The sequence below is a fragment of the Paenibacillus sp. FSL H3-0321 genome (assembly GCF_038002865.1).
Classification (GTDB): Bacteria; Bacillota; Bacilli; order Paenibacillales; family Paenibacillaceae; genus Paenibacillus_AQ.
In genome coordinates this window covers 2,831,258-2,857,194 of the sequence record NZ_JBBODH010000001.1, presented here as the reverse complement: position 1 = coordinate 2,857,194, position 25,937 = coordinate 2,831,258, and the positions used below count along the sequence as shown (strand labels likewise).

The 25,937-nt window shown below is 50.7% G+C and carries 22 protein-coding genes; 12 read left to right on the top strand and 10 right to left on the bottom strand.

The window, feature by feature from the left end; all coding sequences use genetic code 11:
- The first annotated feature begins 3 nt into the window (after nucleotides 1-3).
- Nucleotides 4-960: a primosomal protein DnaI gene (gene dnaI, locus MHI45_RS12540; protein WP_038600668.1), complete on the top strand. Its 957-nt coding sequence runs from the start codon at nucleotides 4-6 to the stop codon at nucleotides 958-960.
- Nucleotides 961-1,226: 266 nt separating this feature from the next.
- Here dnaI and MHI45_RS12535 read toward each other — a convergent pair whose 3' ends face one another.
- A complete protein-coding gene (locus MHI45_RS12535) occupies nucleotides 1,227-1,385 on the bottom strand; it encodes a YqzM family protein (protein ID WP_144024388.1) in 159 nt (52 codons plus the stop codon).
- 351 nt (nucleotides 1,386-1,736) lie between these two features.
- Here MHI45_RS12535 and trxA point away from each other — a divergent pair, with 351 nt between their 5' ends.
- The 3 genes from trxA to MHI45_RS12520 all read left to right on the top strand — a co-directional run bounded on the left by trxA (nucleotide 1,737) and on the right by MHI45_RS12520 (nucleotide 5,991).
- Nucleotides 1,737-2,054, top strand: coding sequence for a thioredoxin (gene trxA, locus MHI45_RS12530; RefSeq protein ID WP_038596102.1), 318 nt, complete (start codon nucleotides 1,737-1,739; stop codon nucleotides 2,052-2,054).
- 130 nt (nucleotides 2,055-2,184) lie between these two features.
- Complete coding sequence (gene uvrC / locus MHI45_RS12525; RefSeq protein ID WP_340896720.1) at nucleotides 2,185-4,194, top strand: excinuclease ABC subunit UvrC; 2,010 nt, start codon at nucleotides 2,185-2,187, stop codon at nucleotides 4,192-4,194.
- 198 nt (nucleotides 4,195-4,392) lie between these two features.
- Nucleotides 4,393-5,991, top strand: coding sequence for a sensor domain-containing diguanylate cyclase (locus tag MHI45_RS12520; RefSeq protein WP_340896722.1), 1,599 nt, complete (start codon nucleotides 4,393-4,395; stop codon nucleotides 5,989-5,991).
- Nucleotides 5,992-6,222: 231 nt separating this feature from the next.
- On the opposite strand, the gene MHI45_RS12515 is transcribed toward MHI45_RS12520, so the two are convergent.
- From MHI45_RS12515 to MHI45_RS12500, 4 genes are all read right to left on the bottom strand, one after another.
- Nucleotides 6,223-7,935: a CPBP family intramembrane glutamic endopeptidase gene (locus MHI45_RS12515; protein ID WP_340896723.1), complete on the bottom strand. Its 1,713-nt coding sequence runs from the start codon at nucleotides 7,933-7,935 to the stop codon at nucleotides 6,223-6,225.
- 134 nt (nucleotides 7,936-8,069) lie between these two features.
- Entirely contained in the window at nucleotides 8,070-9,626 is a 1,557-nt protein-coding gene (locus MHI45_RS12510; protein WP_038596093.1) for a hypothetical protein, read from the bottom strand.
- Nucleotides 9,623-10,357: an ATP-binding cassette domain-containing protein gene (locus tag MHI45_RS12505; protein WP_052092292.1), complete on the bottom strand. Its 735-nt coding sequence runs from the start codon at nucleotides 10,355-10,357 to the stop codon at nucleotides 9,623-9,625. The genes MHI45_RS12510 and MHI45_RS12505 overlap by 4 nt, the downstream gene beginning before the upstream one ends.
- Nucleotides 10,341-10,739, bottom strand: a complete 399-nt coding sequence (locus MHI45_RS12500; RefSeq protein WP_038596091.1) for a GntR family transcriptional regulator — start codon at nucleotides 10,737-10,739, stop codon at nucleotides 10,341-10,343. Before MHI45_RS12500 ends, MHI45_RS12505 begins: the two co-directional genes overlap by 17 nt.
- Nucleotides 10,740-10,954: 215 nt before the next feature.
- Here MHI45_RS12500 and MHI45_RS12495 point away from each other — a divergent pair, with 215 nt between their 5' ends.
- Both MHI45_RS12495 and MHI45_RS12490 read left to right on the top strand, forming a co-directional pair.
- The gene (locus MHI45_RS12495; RefSeq protein WP_256718184.1) at nucleotides 10,955-12,313 is read left to right on the top strand and encodes a TrkH family potassium uptake protein; all 1,359 of its coding nucleotides are present in this window, start codon (nucleotides 10,955-10,957) and stop codon (nucleotides 12,311-12,313) included.
- A gap of 15 nt (nucleotides 12,314-12,328) precedes the next feature.
- Nucleotides 12,329-12,997, top strand: coding sequence for a potassium channel family protein (locus MHI45_RS12490; protein ID WP_038596089.1), 669 nt, complete (start codon nucleotides 12,329-12,331; stop codon nucleotides 12,995-12,997).
- Nucleotides 12,998-13,069: 72 nt separating this feature from the next.
- Here MHI45_RS12490 and MHI45_RS12485 read toward each other — a convergent pair whose 3' ends face one another.
- From MHI45_RS12485 to MHI45_RS12470, 4 genes are read right to left on the bottom strand one after another with little or no spacing between them, the layout of a single operon-like run.
- Nucleotides 13,070-13,384 (bottom strand): hypothetical protein, encoded by a 315-nt coding sequence (locus MHI45_RS12485; protein WP_052092290.1) that lies wholly within the window; start codon nucleotides 13,382-13,384, stop codon nucleotides 13,070-13,072.
- Nucleotides 13,385-13,407: 23 nt separating this feature from the next.
- A complete protein-coding gene (locus MHI45_RS12480; RefSeq protein WP_076112507.1) occupies nucleotides 13,408-14,100 on the bottom strand; it encodes a hypothetical protein in 693 nt (230 codons plus the stop codon).
- Nucleotides 14,097-15,038 (bottom strand): ATP-binding cassette domain-containing protein, encoded by a 942-nt coding sequence (locus MHI45_RS12475; RefSeq protein ID WP_083675777.1) that lies wholly within the window; start codon nucleotides 15,036-15,038, stop codon nucleotides 14,097-14,099. The genes MHI45_RS12480 and MHI45_RS12475 overlap by 4 nt, the downstream gene beginning before the upstream one ends.
- Nucleotides 15,035-15,394 carry a GntR family transcriptional regulator gene (locus MHI45_RS12470; protein WP_179091801.1) on the bottom strand — a complete coding sequence of 120 codons (360 nt, stop codon included), beginning with the start codon at nucleotides 15,392-15,394 and terminating at the stop codon, nucleotides 15,035-15,037. The genes MHI45_RS12475 and MHI45_RS12470 overlap by 4 nt, the downstream gene beginning before the upstream one ends.
- Nucleotides 15,395-15,723: 329 nt before the next feature.
- On the opposite strand from MHI45_RS12470, the gene MHI45_RS12465 reads away from it, so the two are divergent.
- The 4 genes from MHI45_RS12465 (at nucleotide 15,724) to MHI45_RS12450 (ending at nucleotide 21,807) form a co-directional block, all read left to right on the top strand.
- Nucleotides 15,724-17,991 carry an AraC family transcriptional regulator gene (locus MHI45_RS12465; protein ID WP_076112506.1) on the top strand — a complete coding sequence of 756 codons (2,268 nt, stop codon included), beginning with the start codon at nucleotides 15,724-15,726 and terminating at the stop codon, nucleotides 17,989-17,991.
- A 241-nt stretch (nucleotides 17,992-18,232) separates the two neighbouring features.
- A complete protein-coding gene (locus MHI45_RS12460) occupies nucleotides 18,233-19,189 on the top strand; it encodes an ABC transporter permease (RefSeq protein WP_076112505.1) in 957 nt (318 codons plus the stop codon).
- A 14-nt stretch (nucleotides 19,190-19,203) separates the two neighbouring features.
- Nucleotides 19,204-20,103: a carbohydrate ABC transporter permease gene (locus MHI45_RS12455; RefSeq protein ID WP_076112504.1), complete on the top strand. Its 900-nt coding sequence runs from the start codon at nucleotides 19,204-19,206 to the stop codon at nucleotides 20,101-20,103.
- A gap of 57 nt (nucleotides 20,104-20,160) precedes the next feature.
- A complete protein-coding gene (locus MHI45_RS12450) occupies nucleotides 20,161-21,807 on the top strand; it encodes an ABC transporter substrate-binding protein (protein WP_076112503.1) in 1,647 nt (548 codons plus the stop codon).
- Between the two features lie 135 nt (nucleotides 21,808-21,942).
- Here MHI45_RS12450 and MHI45_RS12445 read toward each other — a convergent pair whose 3' ends face one another.
- Nucleotides 21,943-22,842 carry a LysR family transcriptional regulator gene (locus MHI45_RS12445; protein ID WP_038596078.1) on the bottom strand — a complete coding sequence of 300 codons (900 nt, stop codon included), beginning with the start codon at nucleotides 22,840-22,842 and terminating at the stop codon, nucleotides 21,943-21,945.
- 439 nt (nucleotides 22,843-23,281) lie between these two features.
- Between MHI45_RS12445 and MHI45_RS12440 the strand changes: the two genes are divergently transcribed.
- On the top strand, nucleotides 23,282-23,947 hold the full coding sequence (locus MHI45_RS12440) for a succinate dehydrogenase cytochrome b558 subunit (RefSeq protein WP_038596077.1): 666 nt from the start codon (nucleotides 23,282-23,284) through the stop codon (nucleotides 23,945-23,947).
- Between the two features lie 240 nt (nucleotides 23,948-24,187).
- Nucleotides 24,188-25,930, top strand: a complete 1,743-nt coding sequence (gene sdhA, locus MHI45_RS12435) for a succinate dehydrogenase flavoprotein subunit (RefSeq protein ID WP_038596075.1) — start codon at nucleotides 24,188-24,190, stop codon at nucleotides 25,928-25,930.
- Nucleotides 25,931-25,937: the final 7 nt, after the last annotated feature.

Sequence of the window (25,937 nt, the reverse complement as noted above, 5' to 3'; positions counted from 1 at the left end):
GCAATGGAGTCTATGGGCGAAGTGCTGCGTTCGATGAACAATTCCGCTCTGCGCCAGCGTTCGCGCGATCTTGAGCAGAATCTGCTGAACCATCCTTTGGTGAAGCAGCTGCAGGCTGAGCATCCGGAGCTGGAGGAGTCGCGGCTCAAGGTTCACTTGAGCCGGTTATATCAATATGTCGAGGAGAGCCGCCACTGTGCAAACTGTCCCGGCCTGGAGAAATGCCCGAATGATTTCCCCGGGCACTACAGCAAGCTTACAGTTGAGACCGTTAACGGCTCGTCGGATCTATATGAACGCAAGACAGCCTGCAATCTTAAGGTGGCACAGGATAATCAGGACAGCATCCGCAAACGGATCCGCAGCTTCTATGTAGACGAACGTGTGCTGAACGGCGGTTATGACGAGATGGATATTATGGGCAAGGACCCGCGCAGGGCCTCAGCCGTGAATAAAATATTTGATTATATTGAAAGAATCAAAGAAAACGGACTTACTTCGCAGGGGATTTACCTGCACGGCACTTTTGGAACAGGCAAAACGTTCCTGATGTGTTACCTGCTCCATGAGCTGGCGGTTGCGGGGTATAGCGGTGTGATTGTGTACATGCCCGATTTTATCGAGGATCTGAAGTCGATCATGCTGGACGGCCAGAAATTGAAGGAAACCGTCGATACCCTGAAGAATTGTGATTTGCTTATCTTTGATGACATCGGTGCGGAGAACCTGAATCCGTGGGCCCGCGACCATGTGCTCGGAGCAATCCTCAACTACCGGATGAACCGTAAACCTACCTTCTATACCTCGAATTATCCGCTGGACGGTCTGGAGAAGCATCTGAGCTTCACCAGCAAGGACGGCGAAGAGCTCTACAAAGGCCAGCGTCTGATGGACCGCATCGCTCCGTTTGTGGAGGTTATTCCCCTGCACGGCGAGAATCAGCGCGGAACAGGCAGATAAGGCGAAGAGCCGGCTTTATAATTAACATACAAACAGCGGCAGCCCGGGACGTTAAGTCCAAGGTGCCGCTGTTTTTTTTTTTTTTTTGAAAATAGGTTTCACACGATAACTTATCCTTCTATTTCTCGCTGAAACGGTACCCTCCTCAAAAAGGACGGCAAAGCCGTTTCCACTTGGTCCATAAACCGATTGACGCAAACAAACCTCCAGCATTTTCCTTGTGGGGAAAGGCTGGAGGTTTGCGCTGTGTGATAAAACCTGCCTGTCTATTCGGAGAGAATGAATTTGACGATTACCATTCCGAAGAAAACAAGCGTCATAAATCCCGTCATTCCAAAAAAACCGGCCAATAAATCACCTAAATCGTTGCGGGGCTCCTCATTGAAGTGCTCCCGCGGGTCCCGGACCTTAGCATTGACATCCATAGCTTGCTCCTCCTTGCGGTTGCATGCCTGCACTTAAATAGGTTACAGTTATACATGTGAGAGAAGTCATTGACAATTAATGCGCTTTCCTCAAGTATACGAACTCAGCAGTGAGATGTAAAGATGAGTTTCTCTTACAAAAAATAGATTTTATACAATGTAATTGTCTAAAACATTTCCCAAAAGCACTGTATATATGTTATACTGTTGATGTGTCGGTAAATGGTAATTTGGTTATCATATTACATGAAACATTTTTATCCCGCTAACATTTCGGAGTGAATTCGCTCGAACTAGCGTACGCTATAGAAGCGGATATTGCTTCGCAAAACTTAAAGGAGGAACAATATCATGGCTATCGTGAACGTGTCTGACCAATCCTTCGTCGGCGAAGTGGAAGGTCAAGGTACTGTTGTAGTAGATTTCTGGGCACCTTGGTGCGGCCCTTGCAAAATGCTTGCCCCTATTCTGGAGGAATTGTCCACCGAGCTGGGAGACAGCGTTAAAATTGCTAAATTGAATGTAGATGAGAATCCGGAAACGGCTTCCCGTTTTGGAGTAATGAGTATTCCTACGCTGATTTTCTTCAAAGACGGCCAACCCGTGGATAAAGTTGTAGGACTGAACTCCAAGGATTCCCTTAAGAATATCGTAGCTAAACATCAATAATTTCATTTGATGCTGCTGTACTTGGGCCGTTTTCGGCCCAATCGCCAAAGCGCCTCCGGTTTATCCGGAGGCGCTTTGTGTGCTAAACTTACCTTATAAGCTGCAGCCAAGTCTAGGTGGGGGAGAAATCATGGACTATAACGATAATATCCGCAATAAGCTGGCACTGCTGCCCGACCTGCCCGGGTGCTATCTGATGAAGAATGAAGAAGGCACCATCATTTATGTGGGCAAGGCCAAAGTGCTGAAGAACCGCGTCCGCTCTTATTTTACAGGCAGCCATAATGGTAAAACCCAGCGGCTTGTCGCCAATATTGTTGATTTTGAATACATCGTGACCTCCAGCAATATGGAAGCGCTCATTCTGGAGTGCAACCTGATTAAGAAGCATATGCCGCGTTACAATGTGCTTTTGAAGGACGACAAGACGTTCCCGTATTTGAAAATAACGAATGAAGCTCATCCGCGGCTTGAGGTTACGCGCCGGGTGATTAAAGATAAAGCGAAATATTTCGGACCCTATCCGAATGCTTACGCGGCCCATCAGACAAAAAAGCTGCTGGACCGGATGTATCCGCTGCGCAAATGCGGAGTAATGCCGAAAGAGGTCTGTCTCTATTATCATATGGGCCAGTGCCTGGCACCTTGTGAGAAGGAAGTGCCCAAATCCGCCTACGAGGAAATCACGCAGAATATCGCCGCTTTTCTCGGGGGCGGACATGAAGCGGTTAAGAAGGATTTGCAGCAAAAGATGCAGGAAGCCGCAGAGGAGCTGTACTTCGAGCGGGCTAAGGAATTGCGTGACCAGATCATCCACATCGATGCCCTGATGGAGAAGCAGAAGATCAACACTGCGGATACCAAGGACCGCGACGTCTTCGGCTATGCTGTGGATAAAGGCTGGATGTGTGTGCAGATTCTGTACATGCGGCAGGGTAAAATGATTCAGCGCCATTCGTCTGCTTTTCCGTTCTACGGAGAGGCTTACAGTGACTTCATGTCTTATGTGACGCAGTATTACAGCGACAATCCGGCGTTGCCGCAGGAGATCCTGCTGCCGGATAAGCTGGAGGAAAGCACGGATAAACCGGCTCAGGTCACGGCTTCCGGTGACAGTGGGATGACCGGTGCGGGTGCGTTCACAGCGCTTGTTGCCGAGGCGGCCTCCGCAGATGAAGCTGCGGCGGAGACTGGTCAGGTAACGGAGCAGGATATGGCAGAGGATGCAGAAGTGCGTGAAGCCGCAGCGGCCGAAGCTGCTGCAGCCGGCACCGTGGATGCGGCCGGAGGGGCGGCAGCCTTGCAGGAATGGCTGAACGTCAAAGTGCTTGTGCCGCAGCGCGGGCTCAAGAAGCAGATGGTCGGCATGGCCTGCCAGAACAGCCGTGTGGCGCTTGACGAGAAGTTCCGTCTCATTGAACGGGACGAGGAACGGACCTCTGGAGCGGCCCTCAGCCTCGGCCAGAGCCTGGGGCTGGAATCGCTCAGCCGGATAGAAGCCTTCGATAACTCGAATATTCAGGGAACCAATCCGGTGTCGGCGATGGTCGTATTCATTGACGGCAAGCCTGCCCGGAAGGAATACCGCAAATACAAGGTCCGCACGGTCCAGGGACCGGATGACTATGAAACGATGCGCGAGGTTATCCGGCGGCGTTATGAGCGGGTGCTGAAGGAAGATTTGCCGCAGCCTGATCTGATTGTGGTCGACGGCGGGAAGGGGCAGATCTCCTCGGCCATCGACATCCTGCAGAACGAGCTCGGTCTTTACATTCCCGTCTGCGGTCTGGTCAAGGATGACAAGCACAAAACCGCCCAGCTGCTGATCGGCGACTCTGCCGAGCCGGTGCCGCTGGCGCGCGACAGCCAGGAATTCTATCTGCTGCAGCGTATCCAGGATGAAGTCCACCGCTTCGCGATCACCTTCCACCGCGAGCAGCGCGGCAAGTCGATGGTCACCTCGAAGCTGGACTCCATTCCGGGCATCGGTGATAAGCGGCGGAAGCTGCTGCTGAAGCATTTCGGCTCACTCAAGAAAATTAAGGAGGCCTCGATTGAGGATTTCCGCCCCCTCTCCATTGGCGAAAAGCTGGCGGGGCAGATTCTTGAGGCCCTGAAGGACGAGGAACCGTCTGTATAGGCGTGCCGCTTCTATTGCAGCGGACTCCAGGCTGACCCCTACGGGTCGGCCTTTTTTTTGAGGGTTCAGATAAGGGTTGCCTCTCGGGGAGAGCCGAGCAGCGGCGGGCATTTACGCGCCATCTTTTTATCGAATAACGTCATGATTTGATGTATTATGTATTTAGTTGTTTTTTATAGAAATGAGGAGGGTTATCGTTTGTTTACAGTAAGAAGGGCCGAACTGTGTCCTAGTAAAAAAATCAGTCTCACATGGCTGCTTACGGGCCTGGTGACGCTGGTGGTTTTGCTAACCTCAAGCATTCTGCTGATTGGCTCTTACGAGTCCAAGAAACAATCTTTGATAGAGACGACACTCCAGCTGAATTACTCCAGCGCTGAACGAATGTCTAAGACGATGGATTCCTTATTCCTGTCCATGCGCAATAGCCTGAAATACAATGCTGGTGTACTCTCTGATTTTGATGCTATGACTCCGAAACAAGTGGATAATCATCTAGAACTGATGCGCAACAGCAGCAACTTCTTCAATTCCATTACCTTAGTCGATGCTGACAGGGTGATCCGCAACGTTGTTCCCGCATCAGTGGGAACGGCCGGCAAAACTCTTACCTCCAAAGCCGGTCTGGTGGCTCTGGCGCTACAGAAACCATATCTCTCCTCCCCTTCCCTAACCCCAAACACTAAGCGGTTAATCGTATTTATGAGTCAACCGGTTTTCAGCAGGAACGGAACATATCTCGGTATTTTGAGCGGGACGCTTTATCTGCAGGAGGACAATATCCTGTCTATGATTTATGGGAATAACAACGTGGACGAGTACGGTTCTTATTTTTATATTGTGGATTCCAAGGGGCAGCTGCTGTACCATCCAAACAAGCAGTTTATCGGGAGAGATATCAGCACCAACAAGGTTGTGCAGAAGCTCATGAAGGGAGAGCGCGGAAAAGAGCGAGTAATTAATACCATCGGCATTGAGGTGCTTGCGGGGTACTCCAGTGTTCCAGCCAATGGATGGGGGGTTGTGGTCGTATCGCCGATTAGTATCATCCATCAAGAGCTGATGGGCCATCTCCGGACAATTATCGCGTATTCGATCTTCCCGTTTCTTATCCTGCTGATGGGCGTTATTTTCATAGCATACAAGCTGGCCCGGCCGTTCGTGCATCTGGCAAATCTGGTGAGCAGGATAGGCAAGGAGAACATTGTAATTCCGGAGGTAAGGCCACAATGGAGCCGGGAGGCAGAGTTGCTGACCGATGCCGTATTGCTTGCTGTAACGGATATTCAGAAACAGACGGATCAGCTTACTCAGGAGGCCGCGACGGATGCGCTGACGGGCTTAATGAACAGGAGGTCGCTTAAATATCAGCTGGGTCATTGGATTGACTCCGGGCTGCCGTTTTCGCTCATTGTACTGGATGTAGACAGATTCAAACTCGTAAATGACACCTATGGCCATGTTACTGGTGACGAAGTACTGAAACACGTTGCCGGAATTATAGCATCCTCGCTTCGCCCAAGTGATGTCTGCTACCGCTACGGAGGTGAAGAGTTCGTCATTCTGCTGGCTGAAACAAGACCAGCGGAAGCTTATAATGTAGCCGAAAGAGTCCGGCTGGCCCTTGAACAAAGCGTGGCTCCCATTCCAACACGGCTTACGGTCTCTCAAGGTGTAGCGCACTATCCTTTACATGCGTCAGAGCAAGAAGCGCTGCTGGAGATGGCGGATCGGGCGCTGTATCTGGCCAAGAAGGGGGGGAGAAACAGGACTGTGATTGCTGAGCCTAACGATTGAAGATTATAGTGAAATTTACCGGTTTGCGAAGATAAGGGGAATCCGGGAATCATGTAGAAATGTTATATATTATTAAATGTTGTCATAATCAATAGGGGCAGTTTCTAATTCAGGTGTTTACCATATTGGTTGCATTGGTGCTCTATGACCGCTTCTTTAAAAGGAGATAAAACGAGGTGTTCCGCAGGCTGATGGCAGCCAGCTGGAACACCTCATTTTATTATTGAAAGCTTAATTTAAGTTGCCAGCAGGCTGAAGCGATTCTTCGGGCTCCCGTGGATTCGCCTGACCCGGCTTGTTCGGCGGGTTAAACCGGTACACGATGTAACCGACCACGAATGGCAGGATGAGCGTCACGATTCCGGCACCTATATTTACGCTCTCCTTCATGAAGATCAGCGTGGCTCCCATCAGAATGCTGTCGAACACGACATGGCTGAACATGACGGCGATAAAGCCGTAGCGCAGGAAAATATAGCTGAACAGCAGCCCAATCACTGTCAGCTCTATCGGACGCGAGCTAATCGGGTAAATCGGATACAGTGTATGGCCGAAAGCCCAAATGAGCGTCGTGATCAGCGAGGCAATGAAGGTGTTGCGGACGATTTTTTTGAGCATCCGGATGCCGAATAGGCGGTAGACGGCTTCCTCGGACAGGCCGGCAAGCCAGGCGACGATCGGCAGCAGCCAGGCATATCTCATATTGTAGGGAGATTGGCTGGCGTCCGTGGTGGACCAGTTATGCAGCGTGAGCGACAAGATGATGAACATAATTGTCTGCACACCAAGCAGGATAAAGGCCCAGATATAACCGGTGCGCATGCTGTCGAGCACATATTTGCCGTATCCCGGCTCCTTGGCGCGGGGCCAGGGATTCAGGCCTTCCTCCTTGCGCCATAAGCCGTTGCCTCCAACGAGCGAGAAGTAGAGCAGGGAGGACATCAGCAGGCTGTACAAGGCGTAAATGACGAACAAGATGGCAGAGGTTATCCGGGCTTCAGGGCTGTCGCTGCCGGATTCCGGCAGCATATTGTAAGTGCTGACCATCATGATTACAAAATGGGCCAAACTTAAGAAGATGCCGCGCACAAAGGAAGTATGGCCTCTTCTCAGAATGCTGTAGATCAAGGCGAGAATGCCAAGAGCCAGTGTCGGCAGGCCGTAGCCAAAGCGCGTCAGCGTTTGGGCCAGCGAGGTCTGGTCCTCTACATACGAAGTATGCCAGGAGGGAGCGGAAAATCCGGCCCGGAAGTAAGAAACCTCACCATCCTGGAAATTAAAGTTATAATGCAGCAGAGTTTCTCCGACTTTGACCGAATGGTCTGTATAGACAAGCCCGTATTCATTTGAGCCGGCTTCGATCTGCAGCTTAGCAGGATTTACTCCCCATTGCTTGAGCCACGGGCGGGCGAGCTCCTCCTTCTTATCCAGAGAAAGCGAGGAATCACTGTTTGCACGGGCAGCAGCCGGAGCGCTTCCATAACTGGATCCGTCCTCGGATTTGATGCTGGCACCGCGGGCAAAGGCCACAACCTCTCCAGTGTACATATTGAGATCAACGGTGAGCTGGGCGTCTTTTTCTCCGGATGCCTGAAGCACAGCATGATAGACGTCAAAGGGATAACGCTGATCCAGCTTGTTTTTGGAGTAGTCCTGCAGGAGCTTCTCCCGGGACATATATCCGTAGAAGTCCGAATCAGTCTGATAAACGACGGTCCAATGATCATTTGCTGTCTCCGTATGGCTAAGCTGCTGGGCTGCGAATGCGGCAGCATGTGAACGGGCTTCGTTCTTGCTGATGACGGTGGTGTCTTCTCCATTGGTACCCGAAAGGAGCTGGGGAGCTACCTGGAACATAATAAATACGATAAGACCCAGAATGCCCGCTACGATAAGTTTGATGGAAAGAGGCCGCTGCTGTAAGGGCTGGCCGACGGAATTCATGAAACGCCTCCTTGTGATGAATTGATCCTGCTCTTTTCCTTAAGCTTCGTGCTTTTCTTATTATAGTATCACTTGGCGTGCGGTTACAGGAAATTTCCTGTTGTCCCTTTACGTTTACGTGAAGATTGCCAAGCTTATGCTTGTTTTGTTTGGGCTGCAGCCTTCTTCTGCGGAGTTAAGATGAGGTGATAATATTTGGCTCCCGCAAAAATACAGCATGCCGCAAGAGGCAGGCCAATGACCGCAATCCAGCCCAGCAGGCTCCAGTCCGGCATTAAGCCGCTGTGCATTTCCTTAGGGATCATAAATCTGTTGATCAGGACGCTATGCAGGGTGCCCAGCAGCACGATCGGAAGCAGAAGTAAAGATAGTGCCGATGATTTCATCAGATAGTATTCGGCCTGCATCAGGCCAAAGGTTATTGTCAGCGTAAGTGTATAAAGAAGAAATGAAAAGAGCAGCCATGTCAGGGCGTAAGACAGATTGTTCAGATCGATCTTGCCTGTAATGAAGCCTATAATACTCCCTGCAAAAGCGGAAAGCGCCAGAACAATGATGATCCGCATAACAGTAACCCATACAGCAGCAACTCCGGACAGCAGTACAGCCAACCGGCTCTGCGGGAAGCCGAGCAGCCAGGGCAGCTGTTTGCGTTCGAGGCTGCTGCGGCTCACCATCCACAGGAAACCGAACAGAACGGGCAGCATAAACAGCAACCTTGCAACGGACTGGATAGCTAATCCGTCTGTTGATCCGTAATAACCGGCTGCAATGCTGAGCAGCGGCACTGCCAGCTTCAGGATGAGTATGTTTGGATGCTTTTCTATTCGGCGCACCCGGCTGGTATGGAGCCGGAACAGAGTGGTGAATGGCGCTTTGCGGATGGTGAATGTGTTTGTTTTGGCGTTCTTTCCCCATCTTGCATTTGCAGATGAGGGAAGAGCGGTTGATTGGAGTTCCCCCATTCCTCCCAGTCCGTTGCGGGCGATAAGCGGCATCAGGAAGTAACAGAAGGGCCATCCGATTAGAATCAGAGCAAGTGCATACATCAACACTGCACTCGGAGAGGCATATTCCACCCCTTTCAGACCAAGAGTGGATGAGCTTAGCAAGCTGGCATAAATAAGCGGCAGCAGCCACAGTAAATTATATGGAATAACCAGCAGCACAGCAGCTTTTCGTGCACGCATAAGCAGGGTGATTGCCAGCCCCCAGACTACTGCTAAAGGCAGTGTGGCTATGATGAACAACGTATAGGCGGCAAGCATGTAGATCAGCTCCCCAGCCGGAAGCGGGGCATACCGGCCGGCAAGAGCGGAAAGGGCATAAACGGCAACTGCAGATGCCATCACCAATAAGGCGATGTTCAGGCTGTGCTTCAGCAGGCTGGCCACTTTGGCATAGAGCAGTGTAAGCCGGGAATGTGGAAAGGATAAAAACCATTCTCTATGCTGTTGACCTTGGAATGCCAGGATGTGAAGCGTGGACAGGCCCAGCGTAACGGTCCATAGCAGCAGTGCTGCAAAGATAAATGGCGAACGCTGCGTTGCTCTGGTGGCGGGAAGATACATGCCGACAAGCACCATCACACAGAACAGCGATAAGCCAATCAGAATGCTTTTAGATTTCCCCTGTCTGGAAGGGCTGAAACGGCTGTACTCCAACTGAACAAGTGTCTTCAGCGTGGTCATGCGAACACTTCCCTGTATCGAGATTCTACCGATTTGCCGGACTGGCGGAGCAATTCGACGTCTTCGATGCTCTGGATTTGGCCTTCACCGATCAGGATCAACCGGTCAAACAGCAGCTCCATCTCGCGGATATCATGGGTTGCGATCAAGAAGGTACGGGCTCCGTCCGCCAGCTCACCCACGACCGCCGAAGCGATCCGTTCTCTGGAGATTAGATCCACTCCGGTGAACGGCTCGTCGAGTATAACCAGCGGTGCCTGGCGCGACAGACAGGTCAGCAGCTGCAGCCTGGCTTCCTCGCCCCGGGACATCGCGGATATCTGCGATTCCGGTGAGACCGAAAGCTCACGGAGCAGTTCCTGTGCTTTCGCCTCATCCCAGTCCGGGTAGATGCCTCCGGCAAAGCCGAGCCACTCCCGGACGGTCAGCCAGCCGGGCAGATTGCTGCGGTCCGGCAGCATGGACAGTTCGCCAAGGCGCTGAACACCTGCGGGTTTTCCGAAGATGTGAGCCGAGCCGGAATCTGCTGCCGTAAGCCCGGATATGATGCGAAGCAGAGAGGATTTGCCTGCTCCGTTAGGCCCCAGAAGGCCCGTTAAGCTGCCTTGGGGAATTTGAAAGCTGATTCCGTCCAGTATTATTTTCTTCTTTACCTTGAGTTTTAAATTATTGCATTCTACTGCCGGAGCTTTTGCTGACAACCCGGCATCCTTATTATGATTCACTGGCATTTGAATCCTCCTTATCGAAATTCAACATTTGTTCAGCAGATATGCCGAGCGTCCCGGCAACAGCCTTGAACTCCCGGATTGCCTTGCGCATAATGGTTTTGCGCGCCTCACCGATGACGTCTTCCTCGCGGGTAACAAAAGTGCCTTGGCCGCGGTAGGTGACAATCAGCCCCATCCTCTCCAGCTCCTGATAGGTTCTGGCGGCGGTAGTCGGATTAACTCCCCGTCCGGCGGCCAGCTCTCTGACCGAGGGCAGGCGCGAGCCGGGGGGAATAAGGCCGCTAACAATCCGTCCCTGTATGGCTTCGACAAATTGCTCGTAAATCGGAAGCGAGGGGTTGATTTGGAATTGCTCCGGCAAAAGCTCAATAGATGGGTCCATTGGGTCCTCCCCTCATAAGTAAACGCTGAGTTATTGGTGTTATTGGTGTATGGATACATGCCATACACTTGATGAATGAAGTGTACCACTACACACCATACAATATCAAGAGGAAAATCTCACAGCCGTAAATCGCCTTTGTGAAGTTGGACAATAACGTATATAATTTGTATGTTTATTTCATTTGCAGAAGCGAATAGGAGAGGATGAGGAGTTTGGCTTCACCGTTTCCCAAAATTTCTGAATTCAGGTTCTTGAAGCTTTCCCCGCCTCAAATATTGGTGTTAGGCTTTGCAGGTGTCATTCTGATCGGCACCCTGCTTCTGATGCTGCCCATTTCAAGTGCATCGGGTCACTCGCTAAGGTTCATTGATGCACTGTTCACCGCAACGTCGGCCACCTGCGTGACCGGACTTGTGGTAGTAGACACGGGGACCTATTTCAGCGTTTTTGGACAAATTACCATACTGGTGCTGATTCAAATTGGCGGCCTCGGATTCATGACGATGGCGACCTTATTCGCACTCTTACTGAAACGCAAAATTTCGCTGCGCGACCGGCTTATTCTTCAGGAAGCCATGAATCAGAGCTCGATGGAGGGCATTGTCCGGCTGATCCGCAAGGTGCTGCTCTATTCACTGATTATTGAGGCGAGTTGTGCGGCCCTGCTAGCGCTGCGTTGGGCGGTGGATATGCCTTTTGGCCGTGCGTTGTATTATGGCATCTTTCATGCTGTCTCGATGTTCAACAATGCCGGGTTTGATATCTTTGGCGGCTACCGCAGCCTGACCGGATACGTCAATGATCCCACTGTGAATATTATCGTCATGTTCCTTATTGTTTCCGGCGGTATCGGGTTTATTGTCATGTCGGATCTGATGGATTACCGTAAGAGCCGCAGGCTGCTGCTGCACACCAAGGTTGTCCTGTCGATGACGGCGGCGCTGATTCTGATTGGAACAGTAGTCATTTTTGTTTTTGAGTTCACCAACTCACGCACGCTGGGTCCGCTGAACCTTGGCGGCAAACTTTGGGCCTCCTTCTTTCAATCGGTAACGCCGCGTACCGCCGGTGCCAATACGGTGGATATCGCCGGGTTGCGCCAGGCTTCGCAGTTTTTCATCGTAATTCTGATGTTTATCGGGGCTTCCCCGGGCTCGACTGGCGGCGGGATTAAGACAACAACGTTCACCCTGATGATCGGGGCGGTAGTTTCGATGCTGCGCGGACGTGATGATATTGTGCTGTTCCGCTACCGGTTGGCGCAGGAGCGTGTGTTCAAGGCGCTGACAATTACGCTGCTTGCTCTACTGCTGATTGTTTCCGTATCGATGGTGTTGTCCACCACGGAAGGACGCCCCTTCCTGATGATTCTGTTCGAAACGACCTCGGCCTTCGCCACTGTGGGCCTCAGCATGGGATTGACACCGGAATTAACGGAAGTCGGCAAGATTCTGATCTGCCTGACCATGTTCGCCGGAAGGCTGGGTCTGCTGACCCTGGCGTATGCGCTTGGCCCGAAACAGGGTAAAGCATTGTATAAGTATCCGGAAGGCAAAATGATAATTGGATAAGGGGTTAAACGAATTATGAAACCACAGCAGTTTGTCGTAATCGGTCTCGGCCGTTTTGGCTCAAGCCTTGCGCTTGAACTGATGGCCATGGGCTATGAGGTGCTTGGGATTGACCATCAGGAGGACCGGGTTGAAGAGATGAGCGGCCGGCTGACTCATGCTGTAATGGCGGATGCTACAGATGAAGGAATTATGCGTTCACTGGGGGTGCGTAATTTTGACTGCGGTATTGTGGCAATTGGAGATAACATGGAGCGCAGCATACTGGCGGCGATCCTGCTCAAGGAGCTTGGTGTAAAGCAGGTGGTTGGCAAGGCGATAACAATTCTTCACGGGCGGGCGTTGTCCAAGCTGGGGGTCGACCGGGTTATTTTCCCCGAGCGGGATATGGGTGTCCGTGTGGCGCATCAGCTGGTGACGCCCAATCTTCTGGACTATATCGAAATCTCCAAGGATTATAAAATTGTCGAGCTGACCGTGCCTTCCTGCATGAACGGCAAAAGCCTCTCGGAGCTGAACACCCGGGCCAGATACGGCTGCAGCATCATTGCCCTGAACCGTGAGGACGGGATCATCGTCGCTCCTACCGCGCATGATCATGTGAATGAGGGTGATATTATGGTGGTCATTGGCTCCAATCAGAGTATTGAAGAGTTCGAGGACGAAGCTGTAAATGCGGATTAGTGCCTATATGCCCGTCTGCGTAGAATTATAAAAGGAATGCAAAAACGCCCGGATGCGCATCCGGGCGTTTTGCTATTGTGGAAGCGAGGCAATGGTAGTGAATATCTGTGAATAGGCATCTTTAATATTGGCTGGATTGACTTGGTCATTGTACAGCCCGTACCCCCAGAATTGCGCTTTATCCCCAGACTGATAATAGCCTGAAGCATACATGTCTGGTGACAAATCCGGCACTTCTTCATAGGACAGATCCTCAATCACAAAAGGTACATATGATTTCTTGGATTCGATGAAGAAAAACGGGATGCCCGCTTTTTGATATACCTTAGCATATTTGCTATCCGCAGCGTCGGATAAATAATCCTTTTGAATAAAAACGGCATCCACAGTTTCTAACAGCAGTATCTAATCTACATTCGGATGTCAGTACGGCGGTAAACCAGCCAGCCGGTCACAGCGAACAGCGCAGTGATAACCCACATAAGAACGGAGGTTCCAGGCTGGAACGTCTCCGAAGGAAGCGGTAACAGTGCTGATACATCCATGAATTGCAGAGAAGGCAGCAGGAGGGAGATCAACTCAATCAATCCAAAATATATTATGGCCGAGAGGATTCCGATGACTAATTTGAATCTGTAAAAACAGGAGCCAATCAGGAAGGTGGCCATTGAGATTTCGAGTAAGGTTAGTGTGAACATGTACCAAGAGAGCAATAAAGGCCGGTCCACTTCAACCGGGAGTCCTATGGAAGGCAGAACTGCCCGGCAAATCAGATACAGGATGCTCTCCGCCAGCGCAGCCGAAATGCAGAAACCCAGGAGGGCCAGCAGCGTGCTGACATAGAAATTGCGGCGCGTCACACTGAAGCTGCTCATTAGCGGGAAGGTGATAGCTACCGTAACAATCATGCTAACGATGGAGAAGATGGTAATGATATTCCGGTTGACGCTGAAAATGTTATCCGCTGATCCAGCATCCATGGAAGGCAGGAACTTAAGCAGCAGCACCATGGCGATGTCGACAAGAACAAGTACGCTCAGCAGAATCAAGGATCCTCTGCGGTAATCTTTCAGTTGGAATTTAATTAAACTCCGGGTACTCATAAATTTCCGCCTCCTTGATTGTTCTCTGCATCGCGCAGTGTCAGATATACGAACAGCTTTTGCAGTGGAACCGGAGACAGCTCTACGCCCTGATCCTGCAGCAATTTGCGTTCGGAAGGGTCTGACAGATCTTCCAAGGTGAGCAGGAGTTTGCCGCCCAGGCGTTCGCTGTGCAGCACTCGCGCGTCCTTCAACAACGCCTCCAGTATCGTGGCAGGCCCAGAAGCATAGGCAGCATTGGCGGCAAAATCCTCCACAGGGCCTTGGAAGGCGATGCGGCCTTTTTTGATGTAAGTCATTCGTTCAAACAGGTTCTCCGCTTCCTCGATCAGGTGTGTAGTTACTACAAAAGTACGGGGGAATTTGCCGTAATCCTCAAGCAGTGTCCGGTAAAAGATTTCACGCATCGAGGCGTCAAGGCCGATTACCGGCTCATCCAGCAGCGTCAGCGGAGCCCGGCTGGCCAGGCCCTTGATGATTCCCGCCATTGATTGACCGCCGCGCGACAGCTGCTGGTAATTCTTTTTGTTGTCCAGCTGAAACTTGCGCATCAGTTTCTCGGCCAGTTCGCCATCCCAATTCGGATAAAAAAATGAGGCATAGTTGAAGATGTCCTTTAGGGTGTAGCTATCCCAGGAACGTTCATAGGTCTTGACCAGGCAAATACTGCTGAGGGCAGCGGCATTCTCATGCACGGGAGCACCGCCGTAGGTAATTTGTCCGCTGTCAGGGAACCTTTGGCCGGCTATAAGTGACAGCAGGGTGGTTTTGCCGCTGCCATTGGCTCCGATCAGTCCATGAATCACCTGCGGTTCAAGCGTAAGAGAGACATCATGCACCCCTTGGCCTCCGCGGAATACCTTGCTGACCTGATTCAGCTCAAGCTCTGCCTCGGGCAGTGCTGCCTTCGTCTCAATCATCTTCCTGGTGATCATCATCGGTTCTCATCCCCCTTGCGGATCATTTCGGACAGTTGCTCGGCCGTAATGCCGAGCTTGCCGGCTTCACGGATCATGGCCACCACATACTGCTCATAAAACTGTTGCCTGCGCTTATCCGTCAAGTCCGCACGCGCACCTGCTGCCACGAACATCCCAATTCCCCTCTTCTTGTACAATATTCCTTGCTCCACGAGCAGATTCACGCCTTTGGCTGCTGTCGCCGGATTGATGCCATAAAACGAAGCGAACTGATTCGTGGAAGGCACCTGAGATTCTTCCGGTATGGTTCCATCTATGATGTCATTTTCTATTCGCTCTGCGATCTGTACGAATATTGGCCGGGTGTCATCCATTTGAAATCCCAATGCTTCACCACCTAACTGGTTAATTACTTATGTAACTAACCTTAAGGGGAAATAGGTCCAGTGTCAAGGGGAATCCGGCTGTAGCATCGTCAATTTTCCTGATTTGTTTGAAAATTTTTCCTATACATATATTTAAAATGTTTTTTATAATGATAAAATAACAATAGCCGGGTTATCCGTTTTAAATTTAAATGTAAGCGGTAACAGTAAATACTGCTGCTGTTGGTGCTCGTGTGAATACCGGATTTGTCATGGAGTACGTCCACGGGAAGTAGTGTTCAATCTACATTTCTATAGAAATCATAAGGGGAGCAAAAATGAAAAAAACACCGATGCTGCTGCAGCTGGCATTGATTTTATTCTGCGTCATGGCCATTCCGACAGCCATCCTGACGTGGTACAGCGGGGCACAGCTTTTACAGAACTCAGAGGAGGCCATCGGAGAATCCACACTCGCCGGGCTGAATGCCAACCGCAAGCTGAACGAGAGCGCGCTCGCTAACCTGGCGCAGGATACGGCACGTTCGGCTGCAACTAACGTTTTTGACCGCATTCGCAATTTCGAGACGTTCGAAGAACTCAACTCCAATTACAATAACGTGAGCAGCGCGCTGACCGTTATGAAGGAGTTGATGAATTTGAACCGCCGGGTAGATGGGACGGAATCCTCCTACTTCTACTTGAATGATTCGGATTATGTTATTTCTACTGACAACGGGATCACGAAGCTGGAGCGGTATGAGTCGATCAGCTGGACAACAGAAGCCCTTGAGGGGCGGAGAGGAATCAGCGGCGTATGGGTTCCCCGCAAGCTGGACTCGGGCGTCAATGTTGTATCGTACGTGTATCCGCTCAATCGTCTGTCTTCCACCACGCACGGATTAATCATCGTTAATATAAGCGAGAGCCAGATCGGTAAATATTTGCATGAAACAGAAGTCGGAGACAGCAACCACCTGCTTCTGGCATCGGACGGCACAATAATATCATACAAGGACAAGTCGAAGCTGCTCACTGACGGTTATGAGCTGCCCTTTATTCGGGATATGCTGACCCAGGAACCAAGTGAAGGTTATACATTCCGTGAGCTTGATGGCAAACGGATGGTTTACGCCTGGAGCCGCTCTTCATTGTCCGGATGGTGGAATGTAAGCTGGAGTTCTATGGATGAGCTGATGACCAAATCACGTGATATGCAGGGGAATATCATTCTGCTTACGGGTGCTATTATATTGCTGGGGACAGTTATGGCTGTCGTTCTCGCGACTTGGCTCTCCAGACCGGTGAGGCAGCTGGTGCGGACGATACGCTCCAAAAGCGATTTGGGTGTGGTGAATAAGAATGAGCTTGCCTTCCTGGATATGGCGTTCAAACGAATGCAGGAGGAAGAGGACAGTCTGTTCCAGCTGCTGCAGGAGCGGGAGCAGGATACCCGCAGTCTCACCGTTCACCGTCTTTTGCGCGGAGAGATTCCGCCCCGGATCACGGAGGTTTTTCCGGAAGCCTGTTACAGAATCGCCGTTGTCGCCATTGACCAGTATAGAGTATATGTGGGCAATACCAATGTGGAGACACGCAGCTACCACCGGTATCTGCTTAATACGAAGTATGAAAGCTTCTTTCCAGAGGGAATTCTGGCCCGTTCTGTCTATCATAACGACGGCTGTATTGTAATTGTGATGAACTTTGCTCCGGGTGAGGATGAGCGGAGCAGCGGCCTGATTCATCAGGCGCTGGAAAAGGTCAGGGATCAGTCGCTTGCGCTGCTGGAGCATTCGGTCACGATCGGATTAAGTAATTTGGCTGATGCACCCGAAATGGTTGCCCAGCGGTTGTTTGAAGCGATGGAATTGATTAAGCAGCGGATGATTAATGGTGCCGGCAGCATCATGTACTGGGAGGATGAGGGGGAGAACAGCCGTAAATATATCGACTTCGACTGCAGTGAGCGACGGATTCTCAATTTCCTGGACGCCGGCAACCTGGACGGGATTTTTAAAGAGCTTCAGAGCATCCGCTGTCAGATCAGCTCGGAAGAGAATATTTCCTATGATAATATCATGTTCATTTATCACCAGCTGATAGGTGCGACCATCAAGCATCTTCGTGAGAATCATATAGCTACCGGAAGAATGATTATGGGCAAAGGCAACATATACACTATTCTGGCTGCGATGGATACGCTTGATGAGCTTGAGGAATATTTGCATGAAATTTTCCGTGAAATCGTACAGAGTCTGGACCGCAGCACGGGTGAAACCAATCATGGAGAACGGATCATTCAATATTTGAAGGAAAATTACCGTGAAGAAATTGTATTTGAGGATATGGCTAAAGAAATCGGCATCAGCTACTCTTATATGCGCAAGATCGTGTATGAGCTAACCGGAAACAGCATGATTGATTATCTTAATCAGCTGCGTATCGAGAAGGCCAAAGAACTGCTGCTGGATACCGACCTGACAATCAAGCAGATTGCAGCAGAGGTTGGCTATCATAATGTCCAGAGCTTCAACCGGTTTTTCCGCAAGTACGAAGGCATGCCGCCGAGCAGCTACAAGTCGGCCAAGAGCAAGAGCTCCTAGGAGCCTGCTCCAGGCCGGCAGCCGGCGGCTTTTTTTTGTTAATGAAAGCGTTTTATTTTTGGGAATACCTATCATAATTGATCATCAGGATGCTGCAGATGCCGCTAAAACCGCGGCCCGATCAAATTTGATGGGGATCATCAATACTCATGATTTTCAAAACCAGACAAAGGGGATAGCATTGAACTCGAGCTGGTGAACACAACCGGCAAGGAGATAATTTGGTGGAGGAGGTGAAAGTTTGAAAGTTGCAAGCGCTTCAAAAACAAATGAAACCGCCTTATTAAGAAACAAACAGGGACTCGGGTATTTCTTACAGCGTGACTGGCAGCTCTATTTACTATTATTAATTCCATTATCTTTTGTAATCGTATTCAAATACCTGCCGATGACAGGACTTGTGCTCGCTTTTAAAGACTACAAGATTGCAAGAGGGGTTTGGGGCAGTGAATGGGTTGGTTTTGAAGTATTCCGGGATATTTTCTCCAAACCAGACTTCACCCGTGCTGTCCGCAATACGCTGATGCTCAATATTCTTGATCTCATATTCAGCTTCACGATGCCGATTGTACTGGCTCTGCTGCTGAATGAAGTCAAAAGCGTAAGGTTTAAACGCGTAAACCAAACCATGCTGTACTTGCCGCACTTCCTGTCCTGGGTCATTATCGGGGCGATCGCTTACCAGCTGCTTAGTCAAGGAAACGGTGTCGTCAATAATTTGATTGAACTTATGGGCGGTAATCGTATTCCGTTCCTCCAGGAAGATACGCATTGGCTGATCAGCTACCTGGCAATCGGTGTGTGGTCGAGCATGGGGTGGGGGACCATCATCTATTTGGCGGCCATTAGCGGTATTAACCCGGAGATGTATGAAGCCGCAACCGTTGATGGAGCAGGACGCTGGAGAAAGGTATGGAATATCACAGTTCCTTCCATCCGTGCAACCATTGTAACCTTGCTGATCATGAACCTGGGGAAGATAATGGAGGGCTCGTTCGAGCGTATATTCGTTCTGCAGAACAAGGCCACCACAGAGTACACAACGACCATACCGGTTCTGGTGTACCGTTGGGGGATCGAAAGCGGCAATTTCAGCCGGGCGACAGCGATAGGACTTTTCCAGTCCGTCATTGGTATTCTTCTTGTAATAACGGCTGACCGCGTGGCTAAGAAGCTCGGCGAGGATGGAATTTTATAGAAAGGAGAGAAACCATGAGAGCATTAACCGGCAACCCTGCCGCACCACGTAAAGGGCGTTTGGACATCTGGGAATTGCTGATCCGCCTCGTTCTGATCATTGCTTCGCTAGCGTGCTTGTTGCCGTTTCTTCATGTTGTGTCGAAATCCCTGAGCTCTGACTCCTTTGTCATTGCAAATAAGGTCTTTCTATGGCCGCAGGGCTTCACCATAGAAGCGTACAAGAAAATCTTCGCGGATGCCAGTATACTCCGTTCACTGTACATCTCAGTTATAGTGACAGTGCTGTTCACCATACTGGGGATGGTTCTGACCATCTGCGCCGCGTACCCGCTGTCCAGATCTCAGCTGAAGGGCCGTAGAGTAATCACCTTCATCTTTTTGTTCACGATGTACTTTAGTGGAGGTATCATCCCGGACTATATGAACATTAACAATCTGGGACTGATGGATACGATATGGTCACTGATTTTACCGTTGTCGTTCAGCGCCTTCAATCTGCTGATTATGAAGACCTCTCTAACGAGCGGTATTCCCGTAAGTCTGGAAGAATCTGCACGGATCGACGGTGCCGGGCATTTTCGGATCCTGCTCAGCATTGTTATCCCGTTGTCCAAACCGATTATCGCGACACTCTCTCTCTTCTACGCGGTTGGACGCTGGAATGTTTACCAGGATGCATTGTTCTATATCAAGCATGAGATCTCACTCCGGCCTCTGCAGCTCAAGCTGTATTATCTGGTCATTCAGGCCAGTGAAAGCTTCCAATTGGAAGCCACTCAGGTATCTCTTAGTAATCCGGAAGTCTTAAAAGCATCAGTCGTTGTATTTGCAACCCTGCCCATTCTTTGCGTCTATCCCTTTGTTCAGAAATACTTCGTTCAGGGCGTTATGCTCGGAGCAGTCAAAGAGTAATCTTGTGTTCCAGAATAGTAATTCTACAGTCCGAAATTTAAAATTGGGGGAATTGCGATGAACAAAAAAAGAGTTGTTTCGTTAATGATGGCATCTGTCATGACGGCCGGTATGCTGGCCGGATGCTCCGGGGGGAATAACAATAATCAGAGTGCTGAGCCTAACAGTCCTGCTGAGACGGCGGCAGCCAATAATCAGAGCGAAGGAAGCTATCCTGATTATACGAAGGGTTTTGAGAAGAAGGTTAGTCTGGATATCCCGGTTTATGAGCGGGCTTTCGAGGGCTGGAATGTAACCGACAACTATTATACCCGCTGGGTTCAAGCGGAATTCGGTGACAAATACAATATCGAAGTCAATTACGTGCCGATTACCCGCAACAGCGAAGTGACCGATTACGAGCAGCTTCTGGCGTCACATAAGGCCCCTGATATTATTTTCCACTATGATATGCCACAGGCACTTACCTATTACGGCGAGGATGTTATGCAGCCGCTCGACTATGCTGAAATCGAGAATTATGCACCGACATATTGGAAAAGTATGGGCGAAACGATCAAACAATATGGTGTTGTAGACGATAAGAATACCTTCTTCTTCGCCGCACGTCCCGAAGCTGACAATTTCACATCCATCATCCGCAAAGACTGGGTGGAGAAGGTTGGCATGAAGGTGGAAGATTTGACTTCTCTTGAGAAGTACAATGAGATGCTGTTGAAATGGAAAGAAGCCGGACTGGGAGTGACTGGCGGCAGCTTGCTTCAAAACAATTTCAACTACAACTACGCCTTCCGCGATTGGCCCGTCGATCCGAAATACCGCGCGCTTTATTCAGATCTGAGCGTTGCTGATTTGACCAGCGCCGACACTGAGCGTTTCTTGCGTAATATGAACTATCAGTACAATAACGGCCTTATCGATAAGGAATTCTATCTGCGTAACGATGATAATAAGATTAAATCCGAATTCGTTGCCGGAAAAACAGGTAACTACGGATTCTATCTCACGAACAATACAGACGTCTTTGCTGCTACCCTGGCGAACAACCCGGACGCCGAATTTGCTGTAGTGCCGCCTTTTGCAGGTGTTCCTGAGGGGCTCAAGCCTCAAGGACGCGCTTACTGGCCGTTTGGCTTCATCATGGGTATCAACTATGAAACCTCGCCTGAGGAGCGCGCTGCAGTCTGGATGTATCTGGAATGGCTCAGCCAGCCGGAAAATCTGTTCAAGTTCCAGAACGGTGTTGAAGGCGAAAACTATACGCTTGACGCAGACGGTATCGCTGTAAAAAAAGCAGATTATAAGGGCGAATCCGTCCTGGCACAGAACAATAACAAGGACTACTGGGGCCTCGTGACTGAAATCGCGCAATATCCGGAAGCTGACAAGACCCTCAAAGCGAATCTCCGCAACTGGGCACCGGCCGGCTACGAGAATCTCGCCGATGATATGGTGAAATACTACAACGAGGTTGCGGAATTCCGCACACCGGATGCCATGTTCACCGTTGTGCTTGAGAAGGTAAATGAGTATAAAGCCGATCTGAACTCACTCTTTCAGGATCTGTATGTGAAGTGTGTGCTTGCTCCGGAAGCTGAATTCGATGCGACCTATGAAGCAGCTAAAGAGACTTACCTGAAGGCAGGCTACCAGGAAATTCTCGACGAGAAGCAAGAAGCGATCGACGCAGGCAAGTTCCGTTAATTCCAGTATCTGCGGGCCTGTATTCAAACTGAATTACAAGCTGGCGCTCAATATAGCAGAATAACTGCCCGTGTAAGCGCAAATACCCGGCAGGCCGATCCATAGCAATATGGGGGCTTGCCGGGCATTTGCTCGTTATTCGTGTCCAGGCAGGAATACTTCCTCCGTAACCTGCACGAGGCAGCGTGCCGCGGTGCTCAGGCTGCCGCTTCCCTGATAGATCAGACAGGTAGTCCGCTGGGTCTGCTCCAGTTCCTTAATATGGAGAGAGACCAGCCCGCCTCCGTTCAGCAGCTCCGGACGAAGGTACGACTTCGGCAGCAGCGCTGCTGCCTTAATCGTCGGCAGCAGCCGGACGATCGCTTCGAAGGAGTCGATCTCCATGCGCACATCCGGCTCAACGGCGCAGCGCTGGAACAGCTCATCGGTCATGCGGCGGTACCAGGTGCCCTTGGAGAAGAGAATCATCGGCAGCCGCGCGAGATGGTCCATTGTCAGCTTCGCCGGCAGGGTCAGCGGATGATGACTGGAGACGACCAGCCGCAGCTGGTCCTCGAACAGCGGGATGCAGCGCAGTCCCGGCTCCTGTATGGAGGAGGCGATAATGCCGACATCACATTTACCCTCGCTGACCGAAGAGACGATTTCATGTGTTTTTCCGGTAATCAGCTTCAGCTCGGCTGCCGGGTATTTCTCCGTGTAGGCGTTCACAAGCGGCGGCAGTGTGGTCTGCAGTGTCGTCAGACTGGCGCCAAGTGTCACGAACTGCGGTTCACCCTCCCTGAATTTGGACAATGCCTCCAGAAATTTGGACCGTTGCTGACGCTGCTCCAGCGCATAAGTATAGGTGAGACGGCCAACCTCGGTCAGCTCCAGCCGTTTGCCGAACCGGTTGAACAGGGCGACGCCCAGCCGTTCCTCCAGTTTGGAGATTTTGCGGGAGAGAGCGGGCTGGGACAGATTTAGCTGGCGTGAAGCCCGGTTAAGGCTGGAATGCTCCACAACTGCAGCAAAAATATCCAAATCGTCGAACATAACAGAGGTCTCCTTTCATCCAACTTGTAGTAATGCTGATAACTTTATATCAGTGTCCCTGTAGTGAAAGTGATAAAAGGCATAGCCGCGACGGATGTCTCTTCTTGAAAAAGGTTGAAGGACCGGCGAAATCTTTGGAATCACTGTTCTAAATGAGAATTATTATCATATTAAAAATATTCTTATGCAATTATTGTATAACGTTTAATAATTAGATTGCAATTCCCTTATAAGAGAAAAAAGAGTAACATGAAAAGTGACACAAGATATTCACATATTGTGAATAATAAAGCAAAGTCCGGGAAAGCAATGGATAGTGGTGAAAATAGAGATTCAGGTGATGGTTTTAAACCTTAGTTCCCCTGTTTCAACTGTACTCCCGGCGGTGTATGCTCATTAATGAAAACGCTGTTTTTTATTCGGAAAGGGGACACTTTGCATGAGAGGATTTTATTCCAGAAAGATTCATTCCTTGCTCGGCATTATCCCGCTTGGGGGCTTTTTCCTTGAGCACATGCTGACGAATTTTGCGGCAGTGGAGGGTGGCGCTTCCGGCTTCACAGACAGTGTGCTATGGCTCAACAGCCTGCCGCTAGTCTTCTTCCTGGAATTGTTCGGCATATGGCTGCCGCTGCTGTACCACGGGGTTTATGGGCTCTACATCGCCTATCAGTCCAAGCCGAACCTGAACCGGTACAATCTGGAAAGAAACTGGCGGTATACGCTGCAGCGTGTAAGCGGAGTCATCACTTTCGTGTTCATCGTCTGGCATGTGTTCGAGACCCGGTTCCAGGTGGCGCTCGGGAATGTGGAGCATGAGGAACTTGGCAGTGTAATGCATGACATCGTTACCCAGCCGCTTCTTCTAGCCGTGTATGTAATTGGGATTCTGGCGGCCTGCTTCCACTTTTCCAATGGGCTATGGTCATTCCTGATCAGCTGGGGGATTACCGTGGGGCCGCGTTCACAAAGAGTGTCCTCTATTCTTTGTCTCGGACTTTTCGTCCTTGTCAGCTTCATGTTCCTGCTGTCGCTGGTCACTTTCCGTGACAGTGAATTCCAAGCTACAGCCTCCGCGCTGCAATCCCTGCGGACTTTTATTTAAAAAAGGAATAGTTGGCATATACTCCAGTGTGGAGCGGCTGCCATTTATGCAAATATCCACAAGGCTGAATTACAGCTGACATAATTACATGTTTGACAGCCTATGCTTCCGAGGCCGGTTTGTACGAAGCTTTTCAGGAAGTGTATGCTCACAAAACTAAAGCATATGCTTCCGAAGCCAGTTTTGTACGAGGCGGATACTCGGAAGTCTATGCTCACAAAACTTTAGGAGTGAACAATCATGGCATCAGCCGATATCATTATCGTGGGCGGCGGGCTGGCCGGCCTGATGGCTACCATCAAGGCGGCGGAATCCGGCGCACATGTGCATTTGTTCTCACTGGTTCCAGTCAAAAGATCGCACTCAGTCTGTGCGCAGGGCGGCATCAACGGCGCTGTTAATACGAAGGGCGAGGGGGACTCGCCCTGGGAGCATTTTGATGACACCGTCTACGGCGGTGACTTCCTGGCGAATCAGCCGCCGGTTAAGGCGATGTGTGAAGCCGCACCGGGCATCATCCATCTGATGGACCGGATGGGCGTAATGTTCAACCGTACCCCGGAGGGGCTGCTCGATTTCCGCCGGTTTGGCGGAACGAAACGGCACCGTACTGCTTTTGCCGGGGCGACAACCGGCCAGCAATTGCTGTATGCGCTGGATGAACAGGTTCGCCGCTGGGAAGCGGAAGGCCTGGTGACTAAGAGCGAGAACTGGGAATTCCTTTCCGTCGTCCTTGATGATGAGCGCGTCTGCCGCGGCATCAGCGCCCAGAACCTGAAGACGATGGAGATCCAGACCTTCCCTGCGGACGCGGTCATTCTGGCCAGCGGCGGCCCGGGAATTATTTTCGGCAAAACGACCAACTCCGTGATCAACACAGGGACGGCTGCCAGTGCTGTATATCAACAGGGTGTGCATTATGCCAACGGAGAATTCATCCAGATTCACCCGACCGCAATCCCCGGCGACGACAAGCTGCGGCTGATGTCTGAATCGGCACGCGGCGAAGGCGGACGTATCTGGACCTATAAGGACGGCAAGCCGTGGTACTTCCTGGAAGAGAAATACCCGTCTTACGGAAATCTGGTGCCGCGCGATATCGCAACCCGCGAAATCTTTAATGTCTGCGTGGACCAGGGGCTCGGGATCAACGGCGAGAACATGGTGTATCTGGATCTCTCCCACAAGGATCCTAAGGAGCTTGACGTCAAGCTGGGCGGCATTATTGAGATTTATGAGAAATTCATGGGCGATGATCCCCGTAAAATACCGATGAAAATCTTCCCAGCCGTGCATTATTCCATGGGCGGCATGTGGGTCGATTACAATCAGATGACCAACATTCCCGGCTTGTTCGCGGCAGGGGAATGCGAATACCAATACCACGGTGCGAACCGGCTCGGCGCGAACTCGCTGGTCTCGGCGATTTATGGCGGCATGGTCTCGGGACCGAAGGCCGTTGAATATATTAAAGGCCTGAAGAAATCGGTGCAGGACATTTCTTCCACCGTGTTCGACAGCTTCCACAAGAAGCAGACTGACAAATACGAGTCCCTGCTGGCGATGTCCGGCACGGAGAACGCCTATGTGATTCATAAGGAACTGGGCGAATGGATGACCGCAAATATGACCGTTGTGCGTGACAACGTCAAGCTGGAAGCGACCATCGGCAAAATTAAAGAGCTTAAGGAGCGTTACCGCAACATCAACATGAATGATACTTCCCGCTGGAACAACCAGGGTGTGGCCTTCACCCGCCAGCTTTGGAACATGCTGGAGCTGTCTGAGGCGATGACCCTCGGGGCGCTGCTGCGGAACGAAAGCCGCGGCGCGCACTACAAACCGGAATTCCCGACACGCAACGACGAGGAGTTCCTGAAGACGACTAAAGCGACATGGAGCGCGGATGGCCCGCAAATCTCTTATGAAGCAGTAGATGTCTCGCTGATTCCTCCGCGGGTACGGGATTATTCGAAGGACTAACCGCTTA

Excerpts from the sequence above, each read along its gene's own strand:
- dnaI (WP_038600668.1), top strand. The coding sequence starts at position 4 with ATGGAGTCTATGGGCGAAGTGCTGCGTTCGATGAACAATTCCGCTCTG.
- MHI45_RS12535 (WP_144024388.1), bottom strand. The coding sequence starts at position 1,385 with ATGGATGTCAATGCTAAGGTCCGGGACCCGCGGGAGCACTTCAATGAG.
- trxA (WP_038596102.1), top strand. The coding sequence starts at position 1,737 with ATGGCTATCGTGAACGTGTCTGACCAATCCTTCGTCGGCGAAGTGGAA.
- uvrC (WP_340896720.1), top strand. The coding sequence starts at position 2,185 with ATGGACTATAACGATAATATCCGCAATAAGCTGGCACTGCTGCCCGAC.
- MHI45_RS12515 (WP_340896723.1), bottom strand. The coding sequence starts at position 7,935 with ATGAATTCCGTCGGCCAGCCCTTACAGCAGCGGCCTCTTTCCATCAAA.
- MHI45_RS12510 (WP_038596093.1), bottom strand. The coding sequence starts at position 9,626 with ATGACCACGCTGAAGACACTTGTTCAGTTGGAGTACAGCCGTTTCAGC.
- MHI45_RS12505 (WP_052092292.1), bottom strand. The coding sequence starts at position 10,357 with ATGCCAGTGAATCATAATAAGGATGCCGGGTTGTCAGCAAAAGCTCCG.
- MHI45_RS12500 (WP_038596091.1), bottom strand. The coding sequence starts at position 10,739 with ATGGACCCATCTATTGAGCTTTTGCCGGAGCAATTCCAAATCAACCCC.
- MHI45_RS12490 (WP_038596089.1), top strand. The coding sequence starts at position 12,329 with ATGAAACCACAGCAGTTTGTCGTAATCGGTCTCGGCCGTTTTGGCTCA.
- MHI45_RS12480 (WP_076112507.1), bottom strand. The coding sequence starts at position 14,100 with ATGAGTACCCGGAGTTTAATTAAATTCCAACTGAAAGATTACCGCAGA.
- MHI45_RS12475 (WP_083675777.1), bottom strand. The coding sequence starts at position 15,038 with ATGATGATCACCAGGAAGATGATTGAGACGAAGGCAGCACTGCCCGAG.
- MHI45_RS12470 (WP_179091801.1), bottom strand. The coding sequence starts at position 15,394 with ATGGATGACACCCGGCCAATATTCGTACAGATCGCAGAGCGAATAGAA.
- MHI45_RS12465 (WP_076112506.1), top strand. The coding sequence starts at position 15,724 with ATGAAAAAAACACCGATGCTGCTGCAGCTGGCATTGATTTTATTCTGC.
- MHI45_RS12455 (WP_076112504.1), top strand. The coding sequence starts at position 19,204 with ATGAGAGCATTAACCGGCAACCCTGCCGCACCACGTAAAGGGCGTTTG.
- MHI45_RS12450 (WP_076112503.1), top strand. The coding sequence starts at position 20,161 with ATGAACAAAAAAAGAGTTGTTTCGTTAATGATGGCATCTGTCATGACG.
- MHI45_RS12445 (WP_038596078.1), bottom strand. The coding sequence starts at position 22,842 with ATGTTCGACGATTTGGATATTTTTGCTGCAGTTGTGGAGCATTCCAGC.
- MHI45_RS12440 (WP_038596077.1), top strand. The coding sequence starts at position 23,282 with ATGAGAGGATTTTATTCCAGAAAGATTCATTCCTTGCTCGGCATTATC.
- sdhA (WP_038596075.1), top strand. The coding sequence starts at position 24,188 with ATGGCATCAGCCGATATCATTATCGTGGGCGGCGGGCTGGCCGGCCTG.